This is a genomic window from Corynebacterium oculi (genome assembly GCF_001412105.1).
Taxonomy (GTDB): domain Bacteria; phylum Actinomycetota; class Actinomycetes; order Mycobacteriales; family Mycobacteriaceae; genus Corynebacterium; species Corynebacterium oculi.
This window is the reverse complement of record NZ_LKST01000004.1, coordinates 163790-189760: the sequence shown is the minus strand read 5'-3', so window position 1 is coordinate 189760 and position 25971 is coordinate 163790. Positions and strand designations below refer to the sequence as shown.

Sequence of the window (25971 nt, the reverse complement as noted above, 5' to 3'; positions counted from 1 at the left end):
TCTCAGGCTTGTTAAATTTAACAAACGCTGTGCGGGTCTGTCATGCGAGCCCAGAGAACGTCTGCCCCTAAAACCACGTCACCGGCCGCACCTGGTTCGCCATATCCACTAGGTCATAGCGGTGCCGGGGGAAGGGGGCGTTGCGGGCCTGGCGGCGCAGGGAGTCCGCGAGCGCGTAGCGCAGGCCGCGCTGGGTGAAGGGGTAATCGAGTAGCGCGTTGGGGGAGGCCGCCTGATCCAGGCCGGAATCCCGGAGGAACTTCAGCGCGGCGGAGAAGATGGCAGTCTTGATCTGGAGGAAGCGTGGCTCGTTGGTGGGGATCTCTTCCAGGCGGCGGGCGGCGCGGCGGATTCGGGATTCGGTGAGATCCTTGGAGATCAGTTGCAGGATATTGGTCAGTTGCGCCATGCGGTGATGCCGCGAGGCCTGGGGAACCTTATCCAGGGCCTGAATGGCCAGTTCCAGTTGGTTTTCCGCCATGAGTTGGCGGGCCAGGCCAAAGGCGGAGGAGACGGTGGCGGGGTTGGTCAGCCACACCAGGCTGTAGAGCCTAATGGCGTGGAAGCGCAGCACGAGGGGATCGTGGGTGAGGTGCGTCCAGTCGCGGTCGATGCGGGTGAAAAAGTCCCTGGCTAGTTCCTCAAAGTTCAGCCCGGCGGTGGTGATGGTGTGGGCGGCGTCCTCGGGGAGGAGGGTTTGTTCCGTGTAGCCGAGGTCTTGGAGGATCAACTCGTCCACGGCGGCCAGCGCCAACTTGGGGGCGGCCTCGCCGGGCAGAATGCGCAGCACGTGATAGAAGTGCTGCTGGGCCTGCTGGTAATCCTCCATGAGCAGGTGGGTGGTGGCGGAGTACCACTGGTAGCGCCAGTCATGGCCCAGGCGGTATTCCAGGGAGGCCAGCCAGGAGCGCGCCTGGCCGGTAAAGCCCAGGTCAAGCATGGCGCGCACCACGCCGAAGGGGATTTCCGCGGACTTTTCGTACTCCGGGGTGTTCATCGCCTGGTGCAGGGTTTCCAGGGCCTCCTCCGGCTCGGTATAGGAAAACCCGGAGAGCATCCCGGCGCCCACATCGTTGCGATCCACCAGGGGCACGGGCAGGGCCTGCATGACCTCCCCGGAGGTGATGCGCACGGTGCGGTCGATGCCGTCGATAAGCTGATCGGTGCGGAACACCAGGTGCTTGGTGCCAAAGGTGCGGCGCTGGGGGGAGAACAGGGAGTGCTGCGCGGGGAACTGCCGGCCGTCGCGTAGCGCGATGACCTCCCGCAGCACGCCGTAGAGCTGACTGCGCAGCGCGGCGAGGCTGGTGAAGCGCTCCTCCGGGTTGGGGTTGGTGGCGCGCACGAGGAGCCGATAGAAACTCAGGTAGCGGCGCAGCAGTGGTTCGTCGGTGGGGGAGGGAATGCCGGGGTCGAGCGCGCCGTCGGTGGTGGGCATGGTGATGGTCAGCGCGGCGAGGGTGCGGCCCACCGTGTAAATATCACTGGCGATGCTGGGGCCTTGGGTGGGCACCTCCGGGGCCTGGTAGCCGCGGGTGCCGTAGATGTAGCCGTAGGCCCCGATGCCGGACACCGCGCCGAGGTCGATGAGCTTGACCTGATCCTCGGTGGCGATGATGTTTTCCGGCTTGAGATCGTTGTACACCACCCCGCGCGAGTGCAGATACTCCAGGGCCGGAAGGATCTCCAGGACGTAGGCGATGGCGACGTCGATGGACAGGTTGCTGCCGGGGTAGGTGCGCATGCGATCGCGCAGGCTGGGCCCGCTGACGTACTCCATGACGATGAACCCGCCGGGCACGCGGGGATCGTCGATGAAGTTAAAGATCTTCACGATGCCGGGGTGCGTGATGTCCGCCAGGAACTCCCGTTCCGCCACGGCGGCGCCGGCATCGTGCGCCTCTTTCTCCGCCTGCATTCCCTTGAGCACCACCAGGCGCTCGGAGACGTTACGATCCTCCGCCAGGTAAATCCAGCCCATGCCGCCGTGCGCAATCACACCCAGCACCTCGTACTGATCCGCCACCGTGTCGCCGGGAGAAAGCTGCGGGGGCGAGACCTTCTTGCCGGAAGGGTCTTGCAGCGCCTGCTCCGGGGGAAGCAGGTTGATAAAGGGCAAGGTGACCATGCCATCCGCCACGGTGCGATCCATGCGGCGCTCGGCGCGGCGGCGTCGGAACGTGCTCAGCGCCTCCCGGCACGCCCGCTCCGAGGTATCCATGCGGGCGGTGGCGGCGTCGCGCAGCGAGCCCATGTCGCTGAGCAGGGCGGCGATGTCACCCACCTCCTCGGCGTCCGTGTCCTCCTCATCGGCAAAGGGATCAAAGGGCACGGCGGCGGTGGCCGGGGCGTCCTCCTCGTCCGCGAAGGGGTCAAACGGCACGGCCTCCGTGGCGGGGCCCTCGGCGGTGTCCGCGTCGCCGCTCGGGGAGCTTGCCGACGCCCCCAAGGCCTCGCCGGAGTCCTCCGCGTAGAGGTGGGCCTCGTCATCGCGGGGAATATCTTCGCGGGGGGCCTCGGGGGTGTCCTCACTCTTCCTCATGGGTCTCCTCCTCCGGGCGGTAGTGCAGGGGCGGCGGGCCGGAACTATTCACGTAGGGGCCGAACCACAGGTTGTACATGTCCCACCAGGTGCCGTCGGAGCGAATCCGCTCCAGCGTGGAGTTCACCTGGCGCACCAGGCCGGGGCTGCCGCCCTCCTCCGGGAGAGCCATGGCCACCCCGTAATCCTCCTGGGAGAGCGCCGGGCCCACGATCTGCGTGAACTGATCCTGGGCGGCGATCCCGGAGAGGAGCACGTCATCGGCCAAGATGGCCTCCGTTTGGTGCTGTTGCAGGGCCACCAGGCAATCGGACCAGCTGCGCGTTTTGAGAATGGAGGAGGCCGGGGCCTGGGCGCGGGCCTCGATCAACCCGGTGGAACCATCGGCCACGCACACCGTGCGGCCCCCGAGGTCCTCGGTGGAGGTGATGTCCGCGCTATTGCTCACCAGCAGGCGCTTGTGGGTGGAGAGGTACGGGGCGGAGAAGGCCACGGTCTCCTGGCGCTCCGGGGTGATGCTCATGGTGCGGATCACGGCGTCCACCGCGCCCTTGTTCAGGGAATCCAGGCTGGCGGCGGACTCCATGAACCGGAACTCCACCTTGTGCGGGTCGCCAAAAATATCCCGGGCGATCTCGCGGGCCAGGTCTACCTCGAAGCCGCGCACGTCACCGTAGCGGGGATCCCGGTAACTAATGCGGTAGAGGGACTGATCCACGCCCACGATGAGGCGGCCGCGCTCGATGATCTCCGGCACCCGATCCTCCGGTTTGGCGGAATCCGGGCGCAGCGATCCCTCCGCCTCGTTCTCCCCGGAGGAGGAGGGGGCCGTGGTCTCGTGATGCTCACCGGGGCGTTCCAGCACGGCCCCCGCCGGCAGCGGGGGGCCGAAGTTCAGCGCCGCGGCGGCGGCCTCGGTGGCCTCGGCGTGTTCCTGGGGGCTGTTGCGCATGGCGCGCTCGGCCAGCGGAGAGGAACAGGCGGACAGCCCCAGGGCAAGGCCGGTGAGTCCGGCGAGGATCGCTAGGCGCTGATGACGAAGCCGGCCACGGCGTTGGGCGCGGGAAGCGGGTGGGGTGGGGCGGATCATAGGTACTCCTGCAAGCGGGGACGGATTCCCAGAACCACCGCCACGATGGAACTCAACGAGAGCAGCAGGACGGACATGGAGAGGAGCGCGGTGGCGGCCAGGCCGTCGCGGATAAAGGAGCGCATGGTGGAGCGGGATTGGGAGATGAGGTCCCCCAGGGAATCATCGAGGGCCGCGAACGCGCCCGCCGCCGTGGGGGAATCCGCGCCGTGGCTGGCGGTATCCGTGGTCAGCCGCAGCGCCTCGGAGAACTCCCCGGAGCGTAGCGTGCGCACCAGCTCCGCGTGTGCCTCCTCCCACTGGTGCAGCGCCGTGCGGGCGGAGTCCAGGGATTCCTGGGATCGCCCCCGAGAACGGGATTGCGCCTGCTCCACATCGTCGAGGGCGGAACTCAGCGCCTGGGTGGTCTCCTGGAAGGAAGAGTTGGTGTCCTCGATGCTCTGGCGTCGCACCAGCGCCAGCGTTTCCGAGGTGCGAGCCTGCTGGGCCAGGATGCGCGAGGCGGTCAGCGAGTCCCAGGGCAGGGCCGCCTGCTCGAAGCTGCGGTTACCCGCCTGCCAGGTGGCAAAGTTGGAGCCGGATACCCACAAGATAGCCAGGCACATCATGGCGGTGGCGGCCAGGAACCCCTTATTCAACCGCCGCCGCGTGACCCGCCACAGCCACCACTGTGCGATAAGCAGGAAGAGCACGGAGGCAACGAGCCCCGAAAGCGGCACCCACTGCGGGCGCATGGCCTGATACTGCTGGGTGGACACGTTGTGGCTGGCGCGGTCGAAGATCGCGGAGGCGTCCCGCAGAATCTCCTCGCGCATCAAGGCCGAGGCCTCCGCCATGTAGGACACGCTCACGGGATTGCCCTGGCGATTATTAGCGCGGGAGGTTTCCACCAGCCCGGCGTACACCGGCAACTGGCGCTGCACCCTGGAGATCAGTTCCGCCGCCGTGGGGTCCTCATCACCAAACCCCGCCGACACCTCGGAGGCCGCGTGCGAGGCCCGATCGAGGGCCTGGTAGTACAGGCTGAGGGATTCCTCCGGCATGATCCCCGATTGCACCATGCCGGTGGTGGCCATCGTGTCCGCCAGGGATAGCGAGGTATAGAGCTGGTGCGCGGCCGAACTCGTGGGCTCGGTGGTGTCCAGCATCTCCGTGAGGGACTGCTGCCGGGCGGCGGAGTACACGCTCATGGAATACCCGGCGGCGAAAAGGGCCACGGCTAAGATGATGGTGAGCGTGACCATCTTGCCCAGCGTGGTGGAGATGAACCGCCAGATCACCCGCAGCCGGTAGAGGGGCCCCGAAGAGGCGGAGACCCAGAGGGTCTTGAGGGAGGATCGGGGGGCCTCCTCGGGATCGTCCACCCGGTCAAGCCAGTGGTCCTCGGTGTCGTGGGGGAGCTCGGCGGCGTCGAAAAGCGGTGCCCTGTGCCTCCGGGATACCGCACGCTCCCAGGGCCCGCGCAGCCGCTGGCGCAGGTGTCCCTTGGGGGAGTGTCCCTGATCACCAGTCATTTTTTTAGGATAACGTGCTGGGCCGCCTCATGGCTAGCACTAGGCTGGGGAGGCATGAACGGAGACGGCAACGGATGGGCGGCGGGCCCCGAGGGCGGCACACTGTGGGGGAGATTCGGGGCCGCAGGCTTGCTCCTGGTGGCGCGCCGGGAGCGCACCGTGCTCATGCAACACCGCGCGCCGTGGACACACCACGGCGGAACCTGGGCCCTGCCCGGCGGGGCGCGGGACTCCCAGGAGACGGCTACCGACGCCGCCCTGCGCGAGGCCCACGAGGAAACAGACATCGACGCCACCCTGATTCGCGTGCTGGCCGAGCACCGCACCGCAGGTCCCTTCCCCGCCGACCCCGCCCGGCCCGACCTGGCGGGGCAGTGGACCTACACCACCGTGCTGGCGGAGACCGCCACGGGAAAGGCCGTGGCGCATCACCCCAACGAGGAGTCCGTGGAACTGCGGTGGGTACCCGTCGATGAGGTGGCGGACCTGCCGTTGCTCCCGGCCTTTGCTCGGGCATGGCCGGGTTTGAGGCATAAACTTATGGCACGCTTGTGGCGTGATTGAAGCAAAGGGATTAACAAAGAAATACGGCGGTACCCTCGCCGTGGATGACCTCAGCTTCTCCGTGCGTTCGGGAATGGTGACGGGTTTCCTTGGCCCCAACGGTGCGGGAAAGTCCACCACCATGCGCATGATTGTGGGGCTGGACAGGCCGAGCGCGGGCGGAGCCACGATCGACGGCACCCCCTACGCGCAGTTGCGTGAGCCGCTGCGGCACGTGGGCACCCTCCTGGACGCCAAGGCGGTGCACCCCCACCGCTCGGCGGCGCGGCACCTCCAGTGGATTGCCACCGCCAACGGCATCCCCCGCTCCCGCGTGGACGAGGTTCTGGGCATCGTGGGCCTCGGCGACGTAGCCGGCAAAAAAGCCGGGGGATTCTCCCTGGGCATGGGACAACGCCTGGGTCTTGCGGCGGCGCTGCTGGGCGACCCGCACACGCTCGTGCTCGACGAACCCGTCAACGGCCTCGATCCCGAGGGAATCCGCTGGGTGCGTAACTTCCTGCGCGCCTTCGCCGCTCAGGGACGCAGCGTGCTGGTGAGTTCCCACCTGCTCTCCGAGATGGCGCTCACGGCGGATCACCTGGTGGTGATCGGGCAGGGGCGGTTGATCGCGGACACCCCCACGGCGGAGTTTGTGAAGCAACATTCCGCCGCCACCGCGCGGGTGCGGGTGAACGCTCCGGCGGAGTTGGACCGCTTGGCGAGTACGCTGCGCGGCATGGGGTACCAGGTGCAGCCGGGCGTGGACGAGGAGAATCGCCCCGTGCTGACCGTCACGGGAATGAGCACCGATGAGGTGGGGCGAGTGGCCTTTGACAACGGCATCGCGCTGAGCGAACTAACGGAACAGCGGGCCTCGTTGGAGGACGCCTTCATGGACATCACCGGCGGCGCCGTGCAATACCGCACCGGGGGAGGAGAGGAATAACCATGACCGCTTTGCTGAACACGTACCGGGCCGAATACCTGAAACTACGCAGCACCGCCTCCCTATGGTGGACAAGCATCATCTTCGCCGCGATCGGCCTGGTTGTACCGATCTTCGTGGGCATCGCCGTGAACGCCGACTCCGCCGGGGCGGAGGAATACGGGGTGGTAATCAGCCCGGAAATGGCGGTGTCCGGCCTCGTCTACGCCTGACTCCCCGTGGTGGTGGTCCAGGCCGCCATGACCGTCACCACCGAATACCGCTTTGGCTTGCAGAGCGTGACGCTGCTGGCCACCCCGCGCCGGATCGTGGTGGCCGCCGCCAAGTGGTTGGCCTACACGGTGCACATCGCGGTGCTCACCCTGTTGGTGGTGCTGTTGGCCTACGTGATCGCGGGAACGCTGGTGCCGAGCCTGAGCCCCATGACCTTCCTGGGGGATAGTGATGGGTTGAAGTACCTGTGGGTGGTGCCGCTGGGCATGGTGCTGCTCACTACGTTCACGCAGGGCATAGCGATGATGGCGCGCAACACGGCCGGAGCCGTGGTGCTGGTGCTGGCCTGGATGTGGGTGCTGGAAAACGCCGTGCGGGTGGTGCCCAAGATCGGGGGATGGGTATCGGACTACCTGCCCTTCCAGTACCTCCAGAACTTCCTCACCCAGGAATCCGTGATGGGCTGGGGTGTGGCGCAGGGCGGGCTGTACTTTGCCGTGTGGGCCGTGGCGATCTGGGGCCTGGGCTTTGTGTTCTTTGACCGGAGGGATGCATAACATCCAGTAGTGGCAGGCTCACCTTCCTGCCTGTAGAGTGATCCATGTCTCTAATGATGGGAGTTGACATGATCGCTCGAGAGGGTGCCTTATTTAAGCGGGACAATGTGCCAGTGAATGCACGGACACTGATGGAGGAGTTTTTTCAGATTGTAACCGATAGGAGATTTCCTTGCTTTTTTGCTCGGAATGCTTTTCTGGATGATGATCTGTTGTTTGGAATGGCTGACATCTCTCACGGTATGGAATCTTTGAGGTTGTTATTCGACTCTTCGGTTGGGGCTATAGGGGAAAAACCTGACCAGACTATTGTTATATGGGTTACGGGATTTTCTTCGGTATCGTTAGATGATGACTATCGGGTGACTTCAAAGATTCTGAAGTATCTTTTGGAAAACGATGAGGTTGGTTGGCCAAGGGGTGTCCCTATTGATCCTGTTAGTCCTGAGTGGGATTTCTGGTATGGGGGAATTGATTTTTTGTGAATGTCAGTACGGCGAATCATTTATTGCGGCATAGTAGGAATCTAGGGTCTGCATATTCTTTGGTTGTGCAGCCGTGGTCTTCATTTAATTTTGTGGACGAGCAATGGCCAGATGCTTGTCGGACTATACGAAAATTGGTTGGCAGGTATGATTCTATCCCACTTTCTTCAGCGTTGGGTGTGCATGGGGAAAGTGTTGAGATAGATCAGTTCTTTTTGTGGGATGATAATTCCCATGAGGGAAATTATGATTTATTTTCTTGTGTAAATGGTGATGATTTTACTGAACCGGAAAAAGAAAGGCCCTGATTCATGCCCGCTGCACCACAAGTAATCACGCGCCGCTCCGTGCTGATCGCAGCGGGGCTGATCTTCATTGGCTCGGCAGGGATTCAAACCTCTTCCGCCGTCTCTGCTGGCCTATTTGATTCCTACGGCCCCTTTGGTACCAGCGCTTTACGCATGATGATCGCGGCTCTGATACTCCTGGCGATGGTGCGGCCCCGATTGCGGGGTCGTAGCCGTTCGGAGTGGCTGGGTATCGCGGTATATGGCGTGGCTATGGCCCTGATGAACCTCTGCCTTTATAGCGCCATCGAGCGCCTGCCCCTGGGTGTGGCGGTGACCCTCGATTTTCTCGGGCCGTGTGCGGTGGCGCTGGCGGCCTCGCGCAGGTGGCGCGAGGGGTTGTGTGCGGTGGCCTCGCTGCTGGGAGTGGCGCTGATTTCCGTGGGGCCGTGGGGCTACTTCGATCTGGTAGGCTACGCGGCGGGCCTGGGGGCGGCGTTCTTCTTTGGCCTGTACACGGTGTTTGCCAGCCGGGTGGGCAAGGCAGGCAACGGCCTCGATGGATTGGCGCTATCGGTTGCGGTGGCGGGGTTGTTCACACTGCCGCTGGGGGTGCCGCACGCGGCGTCGGTCAGTGCTTCCGAGTGGGGGCTTCTGGCGCTGTCTGCGGTAATCGGCGTGGTGATCCCGTATTCGGTGGACACGCTGGCGGGGCGGCTCACCTCGGCGCCGGTGATTGGCACGCTCTTTGCCATTGATCCAGCGATGGGCTCTCTGGTGGGGTGGCTCATGCTGGGGCAGACGATGAGCGCGGTGGCCCTGTGCGGGGTGTTCGTGGTGATGCTATCCGGTGCCCTGCTGGTGTGGCTCTCGGAGAAAGAGAGCCCGGGTGCGGCTTAGTGGCCGATCGCCCAGATCCCGAGGATGAGGGCGGGGAGCGCGTAGTAGGCCGTAATGAGTGCGCCGAGGGCGGCGGGGACGCGCGAGCTGGCTTGGCGCGCGTTCCAAGAGGCCAGGCTTAGCAGGGTGCGGCGCAGGAGGGGAACGAGGGTCACCAGGGCCACGCCCAGCACGTTGAAGATCACGTGGATCACGGCCGCCTGGAAAGCAAAGGCCTCCAGTGGGCTATCGGGCAGCGCGAGAAAGGCCAGGAAAACCCCCAGGGTGGTGCCCATATTGGCCCCCAGAATGAGGAAAAGCGCCTCGCGTTGCTTGAGCGAGCGGGTGGCGGCAAAGGGCAGCAGGGAGATGATGGTGACGGTGGAGGATTGGATCACCGCCGTGCCCACCGCCCCGGTGGTGATGCCCGCCGCGGCGGAGCCACCGAAGGCCTTTTCCAGGGCGCTGAGGGTGGTGGCGGCGAAGAGGGTGCGCAGGAGCGCGCGCATGATCCGCAGGCCGAGGAAGATGAGCAGGGCGCCGAAGAGGAGGCAGGCTAGGCCACCGAACGTGGGAAAGAGATCCCCGAGGAGCCCCTGGGTGCCCACCGCCGTGATGAGGGGGATCAGCGGGCCCGTGAGGGCGGGTTGCGCGGAGGCGCCGCTGGGGAGATCGGGGAATAGGGGGTCCGTGAGGGTCTGAGAGAGGGATTGCAGCGGGTGAAAGAGCAGCTCGATGGGGAGGAACACCGCCACCATGAGCACGTTGAACCAGGTGTGGAGGAAGGCGGCGCTGAGCGCCCTGCGCAGGGCCTCGCGCTGGCGGCTGAAGCTTAACGACGCCACCAGGGGCGTGAGGGTGGTGCCGATATTGGCCCCCATGATGAGGGGGATAGCCACGGGGACGGGGATGGCTCCGGTGCCCACGGCGGCGACGGTGAGGGCGGTGGCCGTGGACGAGGATTGCAACACGGCGGCGGTGAGAATGCCGACGACGAGTCCGATCAGGGGGTGCGTGGCGGAGGAAAAGACGCGCTGGGTATACCCCGCGCTCATGCCGTAGATGCCGTCCACTACGAGATAGAGGCCAAGGAGAAGGAAGAAGATCGCCCCCGCGATCCCGGCGCAGCGGGCGAGTTTTCCCGCGGTGGAGAGCATAATCATGTCATCGTGTGGGGCGATGACCTTGGGGTTCATGTAATGCTGGGTGCCTAAAAGCGGAGAGGAGTGGTCACGCGGTGTGGTGTGCGATACCACGGCACCTCCTGCCTTCAAGGCCGCGCGGGCGACGAGAAGTTTCCCCAGTGTTTTCTTATTAGTAACCTAGCATTCACGGTCGGCGGAACGTAATCTATGGCGCGCAGGAGGCCGCACGAAAAAAGCCCCGCGGGGCGGCGGGGCTGGTTCAGGGGTGGCGGGGTAAGCGTTCTACCAGAAGCGCTGCACCGCGTAGGTCTGATTCTTTTCGTTCTGGGCCCAGCCCACGCCCATGATCTCTACGTCCTTATCCAGCATGTTCGCGCGGTGGCCGGGGGAGTCGATCCACTTCTGTACCGCGTCATCCGTGGTTGGGTTGGTGCCGTAGTAGATGTTCTCTAGGGTGCGGGTGTTGGGGTCGTGGTCGAAGTTCTTGGTGTTGCGCATCGTCTCCGCCCACTCCTGGGACTCTGCGGTGAGGCTGTTATCGCAATTCACCTTCTTCAGGCCATTGGCGGCGCGGTAATCGTTGGTGGCGTTGACCACATCGACCACGTGGGCGTCGGCGCAATTGAAGGCGTGGGCGGCCTGCGCCGGAACGATCATCACGGCGGTGGCGAGGGCGGCGGTGGAGAGGGTCTTGGCGGTCTTACGCAGGGAGAACATTGTGGAACCTTTCGGGTTATCGCTGTGTTGCTTTGTTGATCCCCACACTATGGACGGGCGAGGTTCCGTGCGACTTTTCTCCCTATGGTATGAGATCATAACTATTTCTGTTATAGGTAAATACGATTGTAAATGGCTTCCGTTAGCCGATGTCAGAGGTGTGACCTCCCCGAAAAGGGGTATCCTATGCCGTAAATTGCATACATCATACGTCCGGGGACTGCGAAAAAATGGGGAGGTAGGATCACTGACGTGTGGCCGAAGGTATATTTTAGTGATACTAGTCACGTTTTAAATTCAGGAAAAATACCGTACCTTTTACCGCTTATGGTCTCTACTTTAGTCCTCTGACCTGCTGTTTATCGGTGGGACGTCTGAAGTGCTACGTCTGAACCTAATGGTCTGATGTTTATCCCGGCTGGTGGGCGCGCAGATCGGATGTCTGCACTGCCTGTGATAGAGAGGAAATCATTGCAGGGCGGAGGTCAGGCGCATGACGTTATCCACGTATCGACGCACAAAACCGCGCTGATTCCACTGTTCCAGGGTGAGTTCCGAGGAGACCGATTGGTAGGCCGCCGTGAGCTGGTTGAGCTGCGCGATGAGGTTGCCGCGCACCACCATGAGGGAGACCTCGTAATTGAGCCCGAAGCTGCGCATATCCATGTTGGAGGAGCCGAGCACGGCGATGGGGTCGCCGTCGGTGGCATCGGGATCGGCGAGGAGGAACTTGGTGTGCAACACGTAGGGAGCGGGGAATTGGTAAATGTGTACCCCGGCCTCTAAAAGCGCCTGGTAGTAGCTGGATTGAGCGTGATGAACCATGAACTGATCGGCCTCCTCGGAGACCAGGAGTTCCACCCGCACCCCCCGATAGCAGGCGGTGGTCACGGCGGAGAGCAGGGACTCATCGGGAATGAAGTAGGGGCTGCACAGGATCAACCGCTCCTTGGCGTGATGCACGATGGAGGTGAACATGCGCAGGTTGGGCTCCGTGGTGTACCCGGGGCCGGACGGCAACACCTGTGCCACGTTGGTGGAGGAGGAAGGAAGAGCGGAGAGCGGGGCCGGATGCGTGGTATTGCTCAATTCCAGATCCTCGCCGGATTCCAGATACCAATCCACGGCAAAGATCATCTCCAAGGAATCCACGATGGGCCCGGTTAATTCCACCATGGCGTCGATCCACTGGCGGTTCTTTTTGATGTTCTTGGGCATGAGGTAGGAGCGCGAGATCGCGTTTTGCGAGCCCATGAAGCCCACCGTTCCGTCCACCACCAGGATCTTGCGGTGGTTGCGCAGGTCGGGGCGTCGGAAGCGGCCATACCAGGGTTGCAGGGGGAGCATGAGCTGCCACTCCACCCCGATGGCGTCCAGGCGGCGGCCGAGCTTGCGGTAGCCGGGGTACTTATAGCTGCCTATCTGGTCAAAGAGCAGGCGCACCTGCACCCCCCGGGCCGCCGCCCGCTCCAGGGCGCGGAAGAACACGTCGGTGGTGTCATCCCAGGCCATGATGTAAATCTCCACGTGTACGTGCTTCTGGGCGCGATCCACGGCGGCGGCCATGCGGTGCAGGGTGTCATCGTAATCGGTGTGCAGGCCCACATTGACGGCCGGCAGGGCGGGAAAGTTGGTGAGCGAGCGGTTGAGGCGCACCAGGGAGGCCACCTCGGAGGAGAGGGTGACGCTGGGTGGGTAATCGGGGGCATCCTCCTGAATGTCCTCGATCATGGCGTTGGCCTCCTGCTGAATCCGGTGCCGACGCCTATTGATGTACGGGCTGCCCATGAGGAGAAACAGCGGCAGGCCCACCACGGGCAGGAGGAGAATGGCCAGAAGCCAGGCGGTGGAGGAACTGGGGCGGCGGCCCTCCGGGACGTAACCAATGGCGATGATCTTGATGGTGTAATCCACCAGGAGGCCAATGAACTGCCAGGTATCCAGATTAACGCTCAGAGAAAACACGCCGGTACCGCAGGCTTTCTAGCGCACGCTATCAAAATCGGGATTGCCGTCAAGGCGGTAATCCACCACCACGGGGGCGTGATCGGAGGCTCCCTTGGTGGAGCGCTCCTCCACGTCGATGAAGCCCGCCGTGGCGGTCCTTGCGAGCGCCTGGCTGGCCAGCTGAAAATCGATCCTCATGCCCTCGTTCTTGCCGAAGCGCCCCGAGGTGTAATCCCAGTAGGTGTAGCGGGTGGACTCGGTGAATTGGCGGGTGACCTCGCGCAGGCCGGCCTCTTCGAGGGCCTGGAAGGCCGCACGCTCGGGTTCCGTCACGTGGGTGCGGCCCTCAAAGACGCCCATGTCCCACACGTCCTCATCGCGCGGGGCGATGTTGAAATCGCCCAGAAGCAGCAGCTTGTCCTCGGGAGACTGATCCAGGTGTGCGGAGACCTGAGCGCGCAGCGTCCACAGCCACCGCAACTTGTAGTCGTAGTGGCGGTCGGCGATCTCGCGCCCGTTGGGAACATAAAGGCTCCACACCCGCACCCCGCCGCAGGTGGCCCCCACCGCGCGGGCCTCGCGGGCCTGTTCCGCCTCGGGGTCCTTGGCAAAGCCAGGCTGGTGGGGAAAGTGGGTGGACACGTCCTCCAAACCCACCCGGGAAAGAATGGCCACCCCGTTCCACTGGTGGTATCCCACGTGCGCCACCTGGTAACCAATCTCCTCGAAGCGGGAGTAGGGGAACTTATCGTCGGAGCACTTGGTCTCCTGCACCGCGAGCACGTCTACTCCGTGGCGAAGCAGAAAATCCGCCATGCGATCCGCGCGGGTGCGTGCCGAGTTGACGTTCCAGGTGGCTATGCGCATGGCTACGAGGATAGCCGGTGGTGCGCGTAACGGTGCCGATGATGCTCGATAAAACCCTGCGCGGTGTAGAGCCCCCTACCGGCGGCGTTGGATTCGAGCACCTGGAGGTAGGCGGCCTGCGCGCCGTGGAGGCGTCCCCAGGCCAGCATCTCCTCACCCAGCCAGGTGGCCAGCCCGCGGCGTCGATAAGCGGGATCTACCTCCACGGCCGAGTACCCCAGCCACCCTCGGCCGTCCTGGGAGTGGGTGACGGTGCCGCGCGTCACGGCCACGGTATCCCCCCGGGCATTGAGCAGGCGGCCGAAGCCCAGGGTGCCCTCGATGGTGGAGCTGAGCAGGCGCAGCGCGCGCGGCGGTAACGGCGTGCCGCGGAAGTGATACATGGTGAGCCAGGCGGCATCGGGCTGGGGGTCCACGCGGAAGCGGAAACCCGGCACGGAACGCGGCGTGGGGGCGGCGCCGATTGGCTTGGTCATCACCAGGATTTCCGGGCCCTGCTCCCACTGCGGCCCGGCACACAGGGCCTCCGCCGGGCGGCCGATGCGCTCGGGAATGTGAATGACCACCGGCAGGCCGTGGGCGGCGTAGAACTCCGTGATCTCTTCCAGGGGCACCGCGCTCAACCCGGCGGAAGGGCCCAGGGGGGTGGCGGAATTAGAGCGCTCCGTGATGCCATCGCCGGCGCGCAGTAGCCACTGGCCGTCGCGGCTCCAGCGATGCTCCAGGCCGGGAAAGGCGGCGGCGGTGGCCTGCTCAATGGCCCGAATATCGGAGTTGAGCACGCGGCGCGGGGAGAGCCTGCGCACCACCTGAATCTGCGCGGCGGGGATCACCACGCTGGGCGCCTGGGAGGGCAGGCCGCCCACCTTCTGCGGGCGCACGGTCAGCGGATCGAGGCTTAAGACGTGCCCCACCACGTCGCTGAGGTGCCCCGGGGTGTTCGGCAGGGTGCGGCGCACCACCACGCGGTCTCCCACCGCGATGGGCTGGTTGCGGAACCAGGTGCTCATGGCGTGGGTGGTTGGTTACTCGGCCGGGGCGGTGCCGGTGTTGGTGCCGGCGGGCTGGGGATCATCGTGTCCGAAGGGATCGGGATCCACGCCGGGCATCCAGGTGTTGCCCGGATGGTTCCACTCGTGCGCCTTGATGGCCTTCTTGGCCTGGCGCTTGTACCGCCCGATGAGCGTATCGGTGTACACGTAGCCGTCCAGGTGGCCTACCTCGTGTTGCAGGCAGCGGGCCAGGAACCCGGTGCCCTCCACCGCCACGGGGTTGCCGTCCAAGTCTACGCCGGTGACCTTGGCCCAGTGCGCGCGCCCCGTGGGGAAGCCTTCCCCGGGCACGGAGAGGCAGCCCTCGTCATCGCTGCCGTCATCGGCGGGCATGGTGGTGGGGATCTCGGAGGTTTCCAGCTCCGGGTTGATGACGTAGCCGCGGTGCCAGTGGCCCTCGTCATCGGGGCAGTTATAGACGAAAAGCCGCAGCGGCAGGCCGATCTGATTGGCGGCCAGGCCCACGCCATGAGCCACCTCCATCGTCTCGAACATGTCCTCGATGAGGGTTTCCTGATCGCGGTAGGGGGCGGGGACGGGCTGCGTGGGGTTATGCAGTACGGGGTCGCCGTAGATCACAATGGGGCGCACAGTCATGAAATACAGTGTAGGCATGGCCCTGAGTGACTTCGACGCCCGCCTGCTGGACTTTGCGCAGCGCGCCCCGCGCGCCCTGGGTGCGCGCGAGGAGGCGATCCGCGCGGAGCTGGGGATCAGCCCGGTGCGCTATTATCAGCGCCTCAATCTGCTTATCGACGCCCCCGAGGCGATGGCGACGCACCCCGCGCTGGTGCGACGGCTGGCGACGCTCCGGGAGAGCCACGGGAAATTGTAATTTTTGATATGTAAAGTGGCTATTGTGTCTGATGTGAATAAAGATCGAGAGAATTACGAGCCCTACGAGGACGACGCCGCTGCAGGCCTCGCCGGGGCCTCCGGGACCGAGGCGGACTTTTACGACGGTGAGGAAGCCCCCGAGGAGCAGGGCGAGGGCAGTGGCATCCCCCTCCGAGGCCTGGCCATGGTGCTCGTAGCCGTGGCGATCTTGCTGGCCATCTGGGGCGTGTGGGCGCTCGTGGGTGGTGACGACAAGAATGACGACTCCGGCGCGGACGCCACCACCGAGGCCACCGAGGTCACCGCTCCCGCCCAGCAGCCCGCCGGGCAAAGCCCCACCGGGCAAGCGCAGCCGGGTCAGGCCACCCAGCAGCCCGCGGTAACCGGCGCGCCGCAGACCCCGGCCACGCCCGCCCCCGCCGAGGCCAACGGCGTGGTGGGAGATAGCCAGCCGAGCACCCCGGCCCCTGCTCCCAGCACCCCGGCGGAGAACGCCCGCGAGGGACAGAATCAGGCTCAGGGAGACGGACAAAGCCAAGCGCAAAGCGGGCGCGTGAACGTGCTCAATAACTCCACCGTGCAGGATCTCGCGGCCAACACCTCCCGTCAGCTGGAGGGCCAGGGCAACCAGATCGGTGAGGTGGGCAACCTCCCCGAGGAGCAATACAAGGTCGATGAGACCACCGTGTTCTACCAGCCCAGCGCCCCCGGTAGCGAGGAGCGCGCGCGCCGCCTCGCGGATCAACTAGGCGGTGTGGCCCGCCCCTACGATCCCAATCTCCCCGCCACCACGGCGGGCCAGGGTGACCTCACGGTGGTGCTCGCCGGGGCTGTGGCCGCGCCCACCCGGTAGGATTCCTGTAGATCCACCTCCCCAACCCCGAAATGGAGGCGAGCGAACGCTATGCCTGAGATCAAGTTCGAGCGCTCCCCGCGCCCCACGCTGGGGGTGGAATGGGAGGTGGCGCTGATCGACCCCGCCACCTATGACCTCGCGCACAAGGCCGCCGAGGTCATAGAGATAGTGGAACGCGAGCACCCCGAGGTGCACCTGGAGCGTGAGTTTCTGCAAAACACCGTGGAACTGGTCACCGGGGTATGCGATACCGTTCCGCAGGCCGTGGCGGAACTCGCCCACGATCTCGACGCCGTGCGCCGCGCCGCAGCCCGGCTGGGCCTGCGAGTATGGTCCTCCGGCTCGCACCCCTTCTCCGACTTCCGAGAGAACCCCGTGTCCGTCAAGGGCTCCTACAACGAGATCATCGAACGCACGCAATACTGGGGCTCCCAGATGCTCATCTGGGGGATTCACGTGCACGTGGGCATCAGCCACGAGGACAGGGTATGGCCCATCATCAACGCGATCATGACCAAGTACCCCCACCTCCTAGCCCTCACCGCCTCCTCCCCGGGGTGGGACGGGGTGGACACCGGCTACGCCTCCAACCGCACCATGCTCTACCAGCAGCTACCCACCGCCGGCATGCCCTACCAGTTTGAATCCTGGGGGGAATGGGAGGGGTACATGCACGATCAGGGCGTCTCCGGCGTGATTAACCACACCGGCTCCATGCACTTTGACGTCCGCCCGGCACCCAAGTGGGGAACCATCGAGGTGCGCATCTCCGACGCCACCTCCAACCTCCGCGAACTCTCCGCCGTGGTGGCCCTCACGCACTGCCTGGTGGTGCACTATGACCGCATGTACGAGCGCGGGGAGGAACTCCCCACCTTGCAGCCCTGGCACGTGGCCGAAAATAAGTGGCGCGCCGCGCGCTACGGGCTCGACGCCCTGGTTATTACCTCCCGCCGCACCGACGAGGCCTGGGTGCGCGATGAACTGCGCGGTTTGGTATCCGAACTCATGCCCCTGGCCCGGGAACTGGGCTGCGCCGAGGAACTCGCACTGGTGGAGGGGATCCTTGACCGGGGAGCGGGCTACGCGCGGCAACGAGCCCTCTACCAGGAGACAGGTTCCTGGGTGCCCGCCGTCAAGGCCGCCTGCGATGAATTAGAGGCGTTGAGGTAGGAGGTAGGCACGGTTGCGGCTGGTAGGGGGAGCCGTGGCCTGGATCAGGCCGGAATCTACTAACCGGCGCAGGACTGGGCGCAGCGAGGCGAGGCTGCGCCCAGTGGCTTCAGAGATATTCCTGCTGGATTGGGGCTCGGTGGGAGAAAGCGCGCCAAGAATATCCCGCTCCGCCTCACTGAGATGATCCTCCGCAGTGGGAATACGGAAGTGATCGGGGCATACCTCTGCGAGAAACCCGCGATCCCGTAGTTGATGGAGGGCCACACGGAGATCATCGCTGTCCTGTCCGGTTTGGGTGCGCATATCCGCGATGCTGACCACGCCGAGTTCGCGGGCAAGCACGAGTGCGATGCCGTCCGTGGCGTGGTAGTCCCGCCCAAGAAGCCCGCTTAACCACTCGTTTACGCTGGGTTCCATGAGGCCAAAGCGGCGCAGTGTGACCTTCACCTGAGCGATGTTTACGGTGTACTCGGGGACGGGTAACCCGGCCTCCTGCATGGCCGCGAACATGCGGGGAATGCCGGAACCATTGCTCTCCGCGAGTACCCCACCGCTTTCCGTAGGAGTGGGGATCTCCGACAAAAGCCGCGCAAGCACGCGGTTCCGGGCGGCAGGAATGCCGTCGAGGAGATCCTTAGGGCTTTTGGCCCCGGGAAAACCACCGGGGTTGGTGATCTCTACGCGGTCGGGATAGATGTCCACGTGAATCCTTTGGGCCAGGGCCTGCTCGGAATAATCGCGGTGCATGACGGCGTTGGCAAGGGCCTCGCGGAGCACGTCCTCGGGAATCTCTAGGACGTCGTGGCCCTGAGCACCGGAGACCACGCGCCGCACGCGCAGATTCTTTTTTATGGTTTGGAGGCAATCGTGCAGCATGGCCGGAATATGGCCATCGCACACCTTGCGATCGAGGAAGCGCGTGTGGGCGGTGGTGCTCTTTGTGTTCCCGGGGTGAACCGCTACGTCGATGAGATGATGCGGAAAGGCCTCCTGGGGGTAGGTGCCAAGACAGAGCAGACCGGCCACGGTCAATTCTCCGGTGGGGGCGGTGATCTTGATGTGCCGGAGCCACTGACCCTTGCCGCCGCTGAGAGCCCGGCTTCCGGTGGAGCGGAGGTGCTTTTTCACCGAATCGAGCAGATCAGGGTCAAGGTCATCGGTGGTGGTGCGGGGAACCGGGTTGGCGTCGATGGTGAGTTGGTCAAAGCGGTGTTGCAACTCGTAAATCTCTAAGGGAGAAAGGTTCCTGTCGGCCTCTCCCACGCGCTTGAAACTGCCGTTTTTGATTCCTCTTTCCCTCACGTAGCAGGGGCCATTGACAGAGAGGGGCTCTATGCGCGCAACTACCACGGGGGCTTTGTCCAGGTACTCGATCTGCACGGAGTAATCGGGAACGGGCTCAACCTTAGCCCCGGTGCTATCGGCGGCATCAAGGCCTTGATGGAGCCTGGCGATCACATCCTGGGCGTCAAATCCGGGGGCTGGGGTGAAGCCGAGTTCTTTATCCTCGTTGAGCCCCAGGAAGAGGAAGCCGCCCGTGGTGTTGGCAAAGGCACTCACGCTCTCCCATAGGCTCCTGATCTCGGGGTTTTTCTTCCCAAGGTGCCCGGCGAGGGCCTTGACCTCCACCTGGTCATCGTCCTGTCCCTGGGCGCGCAGCCGGGCGAGGTGATCGTGAAAGGCAAGACCGCTCATGCGTGCTCAGTGTAGTTCACTGAGCGCCTCAGTGTGTAGAGTGAGGCCCTCACTGAGCACACTGAGCCCTTCAGTGAGTAGAGTGACGCCCTCAGTGAACCGCACTGACGCGATCACTGAGGGCGGGGCGGAGGGCCGAGAAGCGCGGGCCTAACGCTTCTTGCCCAGCGCGCGGTCGGCGGGGGCGTCGTTACGCGACATGCACTCTTTCTCCCCGTAGAGCCCCTCGCGGCGGGCCACACGCCCAATGCGCTGGGCGGTGACGGGCGAGGTGAGAAAGGAGAAAACGATGAGGAGAAGCAGGATTCCCATGTCACCGCGCTCGCCGGGGCTGAGGGTCTTGCTGCCCGCTATGCGGATGATGGCTCCGAGGATCGTAATGATGAGGCCCGCCGTTTGGGGCTTGGCCACGGCGTGAATGCGCGACATTGTGTCGTTAAAGCGCACCAGCCCCACGGAACCGGCGAAGGAGAGTAGCGCCCCCAGCACGATGAGGATGAGGGAGAGGATGTCGGTGACGAGTTGAACGTTCATGTTAGGAACCATCCCTCTTGCGGAAGCGGGCCACGGACACGGAGGAGATGAAGCCCAGCAGGGCGATCACGAGCATGGCGTTGGAGACGGTGGTGTCGAGCGTCCAACAGATGTACACCGCGAGGGTGCACTGCATCATGGCCACCAGGCCATCGAGCCCCACCACGCGGTCGAGGGAATTGGGGCCGGCAAGAATACGCCAACTGGTCAGCAGGAACGAGGCGCAAAAGAGCGCCGCCGCTACCATGAGAATGGCCTGGTAAATGGTGGAATCCACGGGCTTATCTCCCCTCAAAAATGTCGATCATGCTTTGCTCCAGGGCGCGGATCTTGCGTAGTTCCCGCTCGATGGCCTCCGGGGTGGGGGCGTCCACCAGGTGTACCGTCCACATGCGGTTGGCGATGTCGATGTCGGTGATGCAGCCGCCGGGCTGAAGGTTGTACAAGATGGTGGCCAGGGTGAGAATCAACTCGCTATTCACGCGCATGGGTGCCTTCACGATGGCTGTTTTAGGCAGCGTCTGTGGACGCAGCGCGAGGGAGGCCACCTTGAAGCTTGCGGTGAACAGTTCCTTGAGCCAGTGGCTCAGAAAAACAAATAGCGCCTTCCATTCCACCGTGAGGTGGGCGATGGGCAGCCGGGGCAGCGGCAGGGTAAAGATCACGCCGAGGCCCACCAGGAGCCCCGCCGCCACGTTGGCCCAGGTGACCTCCCCCATGAGACCGCACCACAAGAGCGCGATCCACAGCAGGGTGAGGGGACGCATTCTGTTTCGTGCACCTTGGTACATTAGCGTTCCTCCTCGGAGGTGGGGGTGGTGGGGCGGGACGTCGTGCTCGGGGAGGAGGTGGAGGAGATGCGGCTTTCGTAGCTATCCTCCCCCTCGTCAAGCCGGACGGAGGGATCAAGGGTGCGGGTGGGGTCATCGGCGTGGGGGCCGAGCACCGCCGAGCGGTAAATGCTCACGTCTGAGGCGGATTCCGCCGCGCGCTGCGCCACCCCCACCAGCGGCCCGGCAAAGACGGTGAGCCCCAGGGAGGCCACCACCAACAGAGCGGTGGAGCCCACCATGCCCACGGGGATGCGGCCCACGTCATCGCGCTCGGTCATCTCCACCTCATCGGTGACGTCCGCCAGCGGGGCCGGGCGGGCCATAGCCAGGTGACCCTCGGGGGCGTCCTTGCGGTCGCGCCAGAAGCCCTTGGACCACACGATCACCATCACGTACAGGGTGAGCAGGGAGGTGGCCACCGCGCCGCCGATGAGCAACCAGGCCATGGCGTCGCCGCGTTCCGCGCCCGCCTGCATGAGCATGACCTTGCCGATGAACCCGGAAAACGGCGGGATACCGCCAAGGTTGATCGCCGGAATGAAATACAGGATGGCGATCAAAGGGGTGGTGTAGAGCAGGGAACCCAGGCGACGCAGCGAGGAGGTGCCCGCCTGGCGCTCGATGAGCCCCACCACGAGGAAGAGCGCGGTTTGCACCAGAATGTGATGCACGGCGTAAAAGATCGCCCCGGAAAGGCCGTGGGCGGTGCCCAGGGCCAGGCCAAAGATCATGTATCCGATGTGGCTGACCAGCGTAAAGGAGAGCAGGCGCTTAATATCGCTTTGCGCCATGGCGCCTAAAATACCCACGAACATGGTGGCCAGGGCCACGAAGAGCAGCATGGTATTGAGCGAGCCGTCGGTAAAGATCACCGTCTGGGCGCGGATGATGGAGTACACGCCCACCTTGGTGAGCAGGCCCGCGAACACGGCGGTGACCAGGGAGGGAGCCGTGGGGTAGGAATCCGGCAGCCAGGCATCAAGGGGGAACACCGCGGCCTTGATGCCAAAGGCCACCAGCAGCACCGCGAAGATCGCCGTGCGGGTACCCGAGGGCACGTCCTCCATGCGCATGCCGATCTGCGCCATGTTCAGCGTGCCCACGGAGGCGTACACCATCGCCAGGCCGAAGAGGAAGATCATGGAGGAGACCATGGAGACCATCACGTAGCCCACTCCCGCGCGCACGCGGGGGGCCGAGCTACCCAGGGTGAGTAGCACGTAGGAGGCCACCAGGAACACCTCGAAGCCCACGTAGAGATTGAAGAGGTCCCCGGCTAGGAAGGAGATGTTCACGCCCATGGAGAGCAGGAGGTAGGTGGGCACAAAGACGGCCACGGGGTCATCTTCGCCGCCGTCGCGCACGCCCTGGGCGATGGCGTACCATATCACCGCAAAGAGCACCAGGCCGGACACACTCAGCATGAGCGTGGACAGCCGATCGGCCACCAGCGTGATCCCCACCGGGGAATCCCAGCCGCCGATCTGGAGGGTCTGGGTGCCCTCTTGGTCAATCACCACCAGCATGAGCGCGGAGACGATGATGGTGCTCAGCAGGGCGAAGGAAGCCACGAAACGCTGCTGAATATTCATAAAGCGCGCTAGCACTAAGGCGAATGCTGCCGCCACCGCCGGGGCCAGGATCGGCACCGGGATCAGGTACGGCATGGCCGGGGCGAGGGAGGAGGCAAGGTCAGTCATTTTCCTCCCCCTTGACCGGAGACTCGAAGGAACGCGGGCCGAAGCTATCGCCGTCGGAGGTCATGCGCCCCGTGGCGGGGTCGTCGGAGGCATCGTGATCGGGGGCCGCCGAGGCCACGGTGGGGCGGGCCACGATGGCGGCGTCCTCGCTATCGTCCTCGATCACGTCCGCCGCGCGGTAGCGGTACTGGCGGTAGGCGAGGGTAAGAATGAAGGCCACCATCGCCATGGAGATCACGATGGCGGTGAGGATCATGGCCTGGGCCAGGGGATCGGCGATGTCCTCGCCGTGGATATCGGATTCCCGGCCCATGATGGGCGGGGAACCGGCCGAGCCTCCGGCCTGGAGGATCAGCAGGTTGGCCCCGTTACCGATGAGCATGAGGCCGAGCATCATCTTGGTCATGGCGCGATCAAGCACCAGGTACACCCCGGCGGAGATCAGCGTGCCTGCGGCAATGAGCAGGACGAGATTAGCAACCATTCTCAGCGATTCTCCTTTCCGGCAGTAGTTGCTTGACGACGCCGCTGCGCCTCGCGCGCCATCGAGCGGGCGCGGTCGCGGGCGCGCTGGCGGCGCGCGGCCTCGTCCTGGTCGATCTGTCCGCCCAGCGAGGTCAAGATGTGCATGATGAGGCCGATCACGATGAGGTACACGCCGGCGTCGAAGAGCAACGCGGACGGCAGGTGTATCTCCCCGATCAACGGCAGAGCGAAGTCCCAGACCTCCGTGGTCAGCGGCGGGCGGCCCAGGAACATAGGCCAGATGGCCGCGAGGGCGGAGAGGAAGAGGCCGGAGCCCAGGAGACGCCCGGCGTCGATAGGCAGGGCCTCCTCCAGCTCCGCACGGCCCCCGGCGAGGTAGCGCAGGCTCAGCGCCAGGGCGGCCACGAGCCCCCCGGCGAAGCCGCCACCGGGGGCGTTATGCCCGGCGAAGAAGAAATACATGGAGAGCACGATCATCGAGGGGAAGGAAACCCGCGTGATCACGTCCACCATCAGGGAACGGTTCTGGGCCTTCTCCGAGTCAATCTCCGCAGACAGCCAGCGCCGCCCCACGGCGCTAAGGGTGGGCCGCCGCGAGGCGCGGGAGAACGAGCGCGTGCCATAGATCAGGGAGGCCACGCCGGTGGCCGCGATGACCAGCACGGAAATCTCGCCCAGAGTGTCCCAGGCGCGAATGTCCACCAGCAGCACGTTCACCGCGTTCGCGCCGTGCCCGATCTCGTAAGCCAGATCGGGAATGTACTCGGCTATCGACGCCTCCTGCCGGGCGTTGATGGCAAAAAGCGCGATGACGGTGACAGAAAGGCCCACGGCGATGGACAGCCACGCGCGGTTGCGATTGCCCTTGGGGGTACCCCGCCACTCCGTGACGGTGGGCAACTTGCGTAGCACCAGCATGAACACCACCATCACGATGGTCTCCACCAGGACCTGCGTGAGCGCGAGGTCCGGTGCCCCGTGCAGGGCAAAGATCATGGCCAGGCTGTAGCCGGTGACCCCCACCATGATGACCCCGGAGAGTCGGTTATGAGTGAGCGTGGCCCCAATCGCCATGGCCACGATGATGAGCGCCAGCACCGCCTGCCACGGGTTCCCCCACAGCTCCATGCGAATATCGTTGCGCTCGCCCGCGATGAGGGCCGCCAGCGGAAGCAGCGTGAGCACCGCGAAGATGATCCCCAGGTTCACCATCAAGGAACCGCGTTGGGTGGAGGCCGTGAGCCGCAGGGACGCCCGGCGGAAGAACATCAGCACGGAATCATAGGCGACATCGGCGCTGCCCAAGGCAGGCTCCTCCGCCTGAAGGTAACGCAAAAGGTGACGCTGCCAGAACAGCAGGGCACCGGAGGCCACGATCACCGTGGAGAGCAGCAGCGGGACGCTCAGGCCGTGCCACAGCGCCAGATGCGCCACGTATTCGCCCGGCGCAACCGGGAAGGTCGCGTCCAGATAGGCATCAATGAAGCCGCCGATCAGCGGCGGATACACGCCCAGGGCGATAGTCAGCGCCATCAAGATGGTGGGAGCCAGATACAACTTGGGGCCGATGGCGTGCATGGTGGCCACCGGCTGCGAGACGCCGCCCCCCGTCGGGTGCTCCTGCGGCTTGGTGGCAAAGGCCCCGTACAGGAAGAAGCAGCTATACGTCATGGTGAGGATCGAGCCCAGCACCATGCCCACCAGCATGAGTCGCCCGGGCATGCCCACCAGCAGCTCCTCGTGCAAGATCGCCTCCAGGGCGGCCTCCTTGGCCACAAAGCCAAACAGCGGCGGGATGCCGGCCATAGAGGCCGCCGCCAGCGCCGCCACGCCGAAGATGTACGGCTGCTTGCGCCACAGACCGGAAAGCTCCTGCGTATTACGGGTGCCCGTGGTGTGGTCAATCGCGCCCACCACCATGAACAGGGTGGCCTTGAAGAGCGAGTGCGCGCAGGTCAACGCCAGCCCGGCCATCGTGGCCTCCCGGGAACCCACGGAGATGACCGCCATGAGGAACCCCAACTGAGACACCGTGCCGTAGGCCAGGATCAGCTTCAGGTCTTTTTGCCGCAGCGCCATCCACCCGGACATCAACATGGTGAAGATCCCCACCGGGATAATCACTAAATGCCAGGTTTGCACCACGTGCATATCCGGGGCCAGGCGCGCCACCAGATAAATGCCCGCCTTGACCATCGCCGCCGAGTGCAGGTATGCCGAGACCGGAGTGGGGGCGGCCATTGCCCCGGGCAGCCAGAAGTGCGTGGGCGCGATGGCAGACTTGGACAGGGCACCCGCCAGGATCAAGATGATGGCGACGGTGATGTGCGGCACCGCAGTGAGGTCGGGAACGCTGCCGAGATCGGAGAAGTACCACACCCCGCTCGCCTGGCCCAGCAGAATGAACCCCACCAGCATGGTCAGCCCACCCAGGGTGGTCACCATGAGGGCCTGGCCCGCGGCCCGCCGCGAGGAGGCCCGCTCCCCGTAATATCCCACCAGGAGGAAGGAGAGCACCGAGGTAATCTCCCAGAAGATGTACATCAGCAGGAAACTATCCGAGGTGACCAGCCCAAACATGGCCATGGAGAAGGCCACCATCTGCGCGCCAAACATGGACAGGCGGCGCGGGTTGGAATCAAAATACCCCCAGCAATACAGCAGCACCAGGGCGCCCACGCCCAGGATGATGAGGCTGAAAATACCGGCCAGGCCATCCAGCCGGAACACCAGGTTCATGTTCAGGGTGGACAGCCAACCGGTATGCGAGACAATCTCCTCACCCCGGCCCAGGGGGCCGGAGAGGAACTGTTGCAGCACCCACACGAAGCCAGCCAGGGGCGCAAGGGCGAGCAGCCCGAAGGCGGGACGGCCCAGGTATCTGATGAGCACGGGGGCTACCACCGCAGCGGCGGTGAGGACACCCAATAGGATCAACACGTGGTGGTCGCTCTCCTTTGTGAATAGAGCGGTCAGGACAAGCGGGCAGCCTCCCCTACGCCTTAACGGCACTGCCTGCGTAAACGCAAAGTCCAGTCCACGTCAATCCCCTCGAATACTGACGCGC

24 protein-coding genes and 1 pseudogene are annotated in these 25971 nt (G+C 64.6%); 9 read left to right on the top strand and 16 right to left on the bottom strand.

Annotation, left to right across the window (positions count from 1 at the left end; genetic code table 11):
* Positions 1-67: 67 nt before the first annotated feature.
* Genes Cocul_RS10595 through Cocul_RS10585 form a run of 3 tightly spaced genes read right to left on the bottom strand, consistent with a single transcriptional unit; the run spans position 68 to position 5146 of the window.
* Complete coding sequence (locus tag Cocul_RS10595; protein WP_055123258.1) at positions 68-2542, bottom strand: serine/threonine protein kinase; 2475 nt, start codon at positions 2540-2542, stop codon at positions 68-70.
* Positions 2529-3632 carry a glutamate ABC transporter substrate-binding protein gene (locus Cocul_RS10590; RefSeq protein WP_069723628.1) on the bottom strand — a complete coding sequence of 368 codons (1104 nt, stop codon included), beginning with the start codon at positions 3630-3632 and terminating at the stop codon, positions 2529-2531. The genes Cocul_RS10595 and Cocul_RS10590 overlap by 14 nt, the downstream gene beginning before the upstream one ends.
* Positions 3629-5146 carry a hypothetical protein gene (locus Cocul_RS10585; RefSeq protein WP_055123257.1) on the bottom strand — a complete coding sequence of 506 codons (1518 nt, stop codon included), beginning with the start codon at positions 5144-5146 and terminating at the stop codon, positions 3629-3631. The genes Cocul_RS10590 and Cocul_RS10585 overlap by 4 nt, the downstream gene beginning before the upstream one ends.
* A 54-nt stretch (positions 5147-5200) precedes the next feature.
* Here Cocul_RS10585 and Cocul_RS10580 point away from each other — a divergent pair, with 54 nt between their 5' ends.
* From Cocul_RS10580 to Cocul_RS10560, 6 genes and pseudogenes are all read left to right on the top strand, one after another.
* Positions 5201-5710 (top strand): NUDIX hydrolase, encoded by a 510-nt coding sequence (locus Cocul_RS10580; protein WP_055123256.1) that lies wholly within the window; start codon positions 5201-5203, stop codon positions 5708-5710.
* Positions 5703-6638 (top strand): ABC transporter ATP-binding protein, encoded by a 936-nt coding sequence (locus Cocul_RS10575; protein WP_055123255.1) that lies wholly within the window; start codon positions 5703-5705, stop codon positions 6636-6638. The genes Cocul_RS10580 and Cocul_RS10575 overlap by 8 nt, the downstream gene beginning before the upstream one ends.
* 2 nt (positions 6639-6640) lie before the next feature.
* Positions 6641-6850, top strand: coding sequence for a hypothetical protein (locus Cocul_RS10570; RefSeq protein ID WP_055123254.1), 210 nt, complete (start codon positions 6641-6643; stop codon positions 6848-6850).
* Positions 6851-6877: 27 nt separating this feature from the next.
* Positions 6878-7408: a multidrug ABC transporter permease gene (locus tag Cocul_RS10565; RefSeq protein WP_150114465.1), complete on the top strand. Its 531-nt coding sequence runs from the start codon at positions 6878-6880 to the stop codon at positions 7406-7408.
* A gap of 44 nt (positions 7409-7452) precedes the next feature.
* A pseudogene (locus tag Cocul_RS13100) lies at positions 7453-8201 on the top strand (YqcI/YcgG family protein).
* 3 nt (positions 8202-8204) lie between these two features.
* The gene (locus tag Cocul_RS10560) at positions 8205-9080 is read left to right on the top strand and encodes an EamA family transporter (RefSeq protein WP_055123252.1); all 876 of its coding nucleotides are present in this window, start codon (positions 8205-8207) and stop codon (positions 9078-9080) included.
* On the opposite strand, the gene Cocul_RS10555 is transcribed toward Cocul_RS10560, so the two are convergent.
* From Cocul_RS10555 to Cocul_RS10530, 6 genes are all read right to left on the bottom strand, one after another.
* A complete protein-coding gene (locus Cocul_RS10555; RefSeq protein ID WP_055123251.1) occupies positions 9077-10255 on the bottom strand; it encodes a Na/Pi symporter in 1179 nt (392 codons plus the stop codon). The genes Cocul_RS10560 and Cocul_RS10555 overlap by 4 nt on opposite strands.
* A 231-nt stretch (positions 10256-10486) precedes the next feature.
* Positions 10487-10921: a CAP domain-containing protein gene (locus Cocul_RS10550; protein ID WP_055123250.1), complete on the bottom strand. Its 435-nt coding sequence runs from the start codon at positions 10919-10921 to the stop codon at positions 10487-10489.
* Positions 10922-11389: 468 nt separating this feature from the next.
* Positions 11390-12886 carry a cardiolipin synthase gene (gene cls, locus Cocul_RS10545; RefSeq protein WP_055123249.1) on the bottom strand — a complete coding sequence of 499 codons (1497 nt, stop codon included), beginning with the start codon at positions 12884-12886 and terminating at the stop codon, positions 11390-11392.
* An 18-nt stretch (positions 12887-12904) separates the two neighbouring features.
* Positions 12905-13735, bottom strand: coding sequence for an exodeoxyribonuclease III (locus Cocul_RS10540; protein ID WP_055123248.1), 831 nt, complete (start codon positions 13733-13735; stop codon positions 12905-12907).
* Positions 13736-13737: 2 nt separating this feature from the next.
* The gene (locus Cocul_RS10535; RefSeq protein ID WP_055123247.1) at positions 13738-14745 is read right to left on the bottom strand and encodes an N-acetylglutamate synthase, CG3035 family; all 1008 of its coding nucleotides are present in this window, start codon (positions 14743-14745) and stop codon (positions 13738-13740) included.
* 15 nt (positions 14746-14760) lie between these two features.
* Positions 14761-15384 carry a peptide deformylase gene (locus Cocul_RS10530; protein ID WP_055123246.1) on the bottom strand — a complete coding sequence of 208 codons (624 nt, stop codon included), beginning with the start codon at positions 15382-15384 and terminating at the stop codon, positions 14761-14763.
* A 16-nt stretch (positions 15385-15400) separates the two neighbouring features.
* On the opposite strand from Cocul_RS10530, the gene Cocul_RS10525 reads away from it, so the two are divergent.
* The 3 genes from Cocul_RS10525 to Cocul_RS10515 are packed head-to-tail and all read left to right on the top strand — an operon-like array spanning position 15401 to position 17653.
* Complete coding sequence (locus Cocul_RS10525; RefSeq protein ID WP_245622223.1) at positions 15401-15622, top strand: DUF3263 domain-containing protein; 222 nt, start codon at positions 15401-15403, stop codon at positions 15620-15622.
* Positions 15623-15655: 33 nt separating this feature from the next.
* Positions 15656-16477 (top strand): LytR C-terminal domain-containing protein, encoded by an 822-nt coding sequence (locus Cocul_RS10520; protein ID WP_150114463.1) that lies wholly within the window; start codon positions 15656-15658, stop codon positions 16475-16477.
* A gap of 51 nt (positions 16478-16528) precedes the next feature.
* Entirely contained in the window at positions 16529-17653 is a 1125-nt protein-coding gene (locus tag Cocul_RS10515; RefSeq protein WP_055123243.1) for a glutamate--cysteine ligase, read from the top strand.
* On the opposite strand, the gene Cocul_RS10510 is transcribed toward Cocul_RS10515, so the two are convergent.
* The 7 genes from Cocul_RS10510 to Cocul_RS10480 all read right to left on the bottom strand — a co-directional run bounded on the left by Cocul_RS10510 (position 17636) and on the right by Cocul_RS10480 (position 25844).
* A complete protein-coding gene (locus tag Cocul_RS10510) occupies positions 17636-19351 on the bottom strand; it encodes an ATP-binding protein (protein ID WP_055123242.1) in 1716 nt (571 codons plus the stop codon). The genes Cocul_RS10515 and Cocul_RS10510 overlap by 18 nt on opposite strands.
* Positions 19352-19501: 150 nt before the next feature.
* Complete coding sequence (gene mnhG / locus Cocul_RS10505; protein ID WP_055123241.1) at positions 19502-19885, bottom strand: monovalent cation/H(+) antiporter subunit G; 384 nt, start codon at positions 19883-19885, stop codon at positions 19502-19504.
* 1 nt (position 19886) lies between these two features.
* A complete protein-coding gene (locus tag Cocul_RS10500) occupies positions 19887-20162 on the bottom strand; it encodes a monovalent cation/H+ antiporter complex subunit F (RefSeq protein ID WP_055123240.1) in 276 nt (91 codons plus the stop codon).
* A gap of 4 nt (positions 20163-20166) precedes the next feature.
* Entirely contained in the window at positions 20167-20676 is a 510-nt protein-coding gene (locus Cocul_RS10495) for a Na+/H+ antiporter subunit E (RefSeq protein WP_055123239.1), read from the bottom strand.
* On the bottom strand, positions 20676-22418 hold the full coding sequence (locus tag Cocul_RS10490; RefSeq protein WP_055123238.1) for a Na+/H+ antiporter subunit D: 1743 nt from the start codon (positions 22416-22418) through the stop codon (positions 20676-20678). Before Cocul_RS10490 ends, Cocul_RS10495 begins: the two co-directional genes overlap by 1 nt.
* A complete protein-coding gene (locus Cocul_RS10485; RefSeq protein ID WP_055123237.1) occupies positions 22411-22902 on the bottom strand; it encodes a Na(+)/H(+) antiporter subunit C in 492 nt (163 codons plus the stop codon). The genes Cocul_RS10490 and Cocul_RS10485 overlap by 8 nt, the downstream gene beginning before the upstream one ends.
* Positions 22903-22904: 2 nt before the next feature.
* Entirely contained in the window at positions 22905-25844 is a 2940-nt protein-coding gene (locus Cocul_RS10480; RefSeq protein ID WP_055123236.1) for a Na+/H+ antiporter subunit A, read from the bottom strand.
* Positions 25845-25971: the final 127 nt, after the last annotated feature.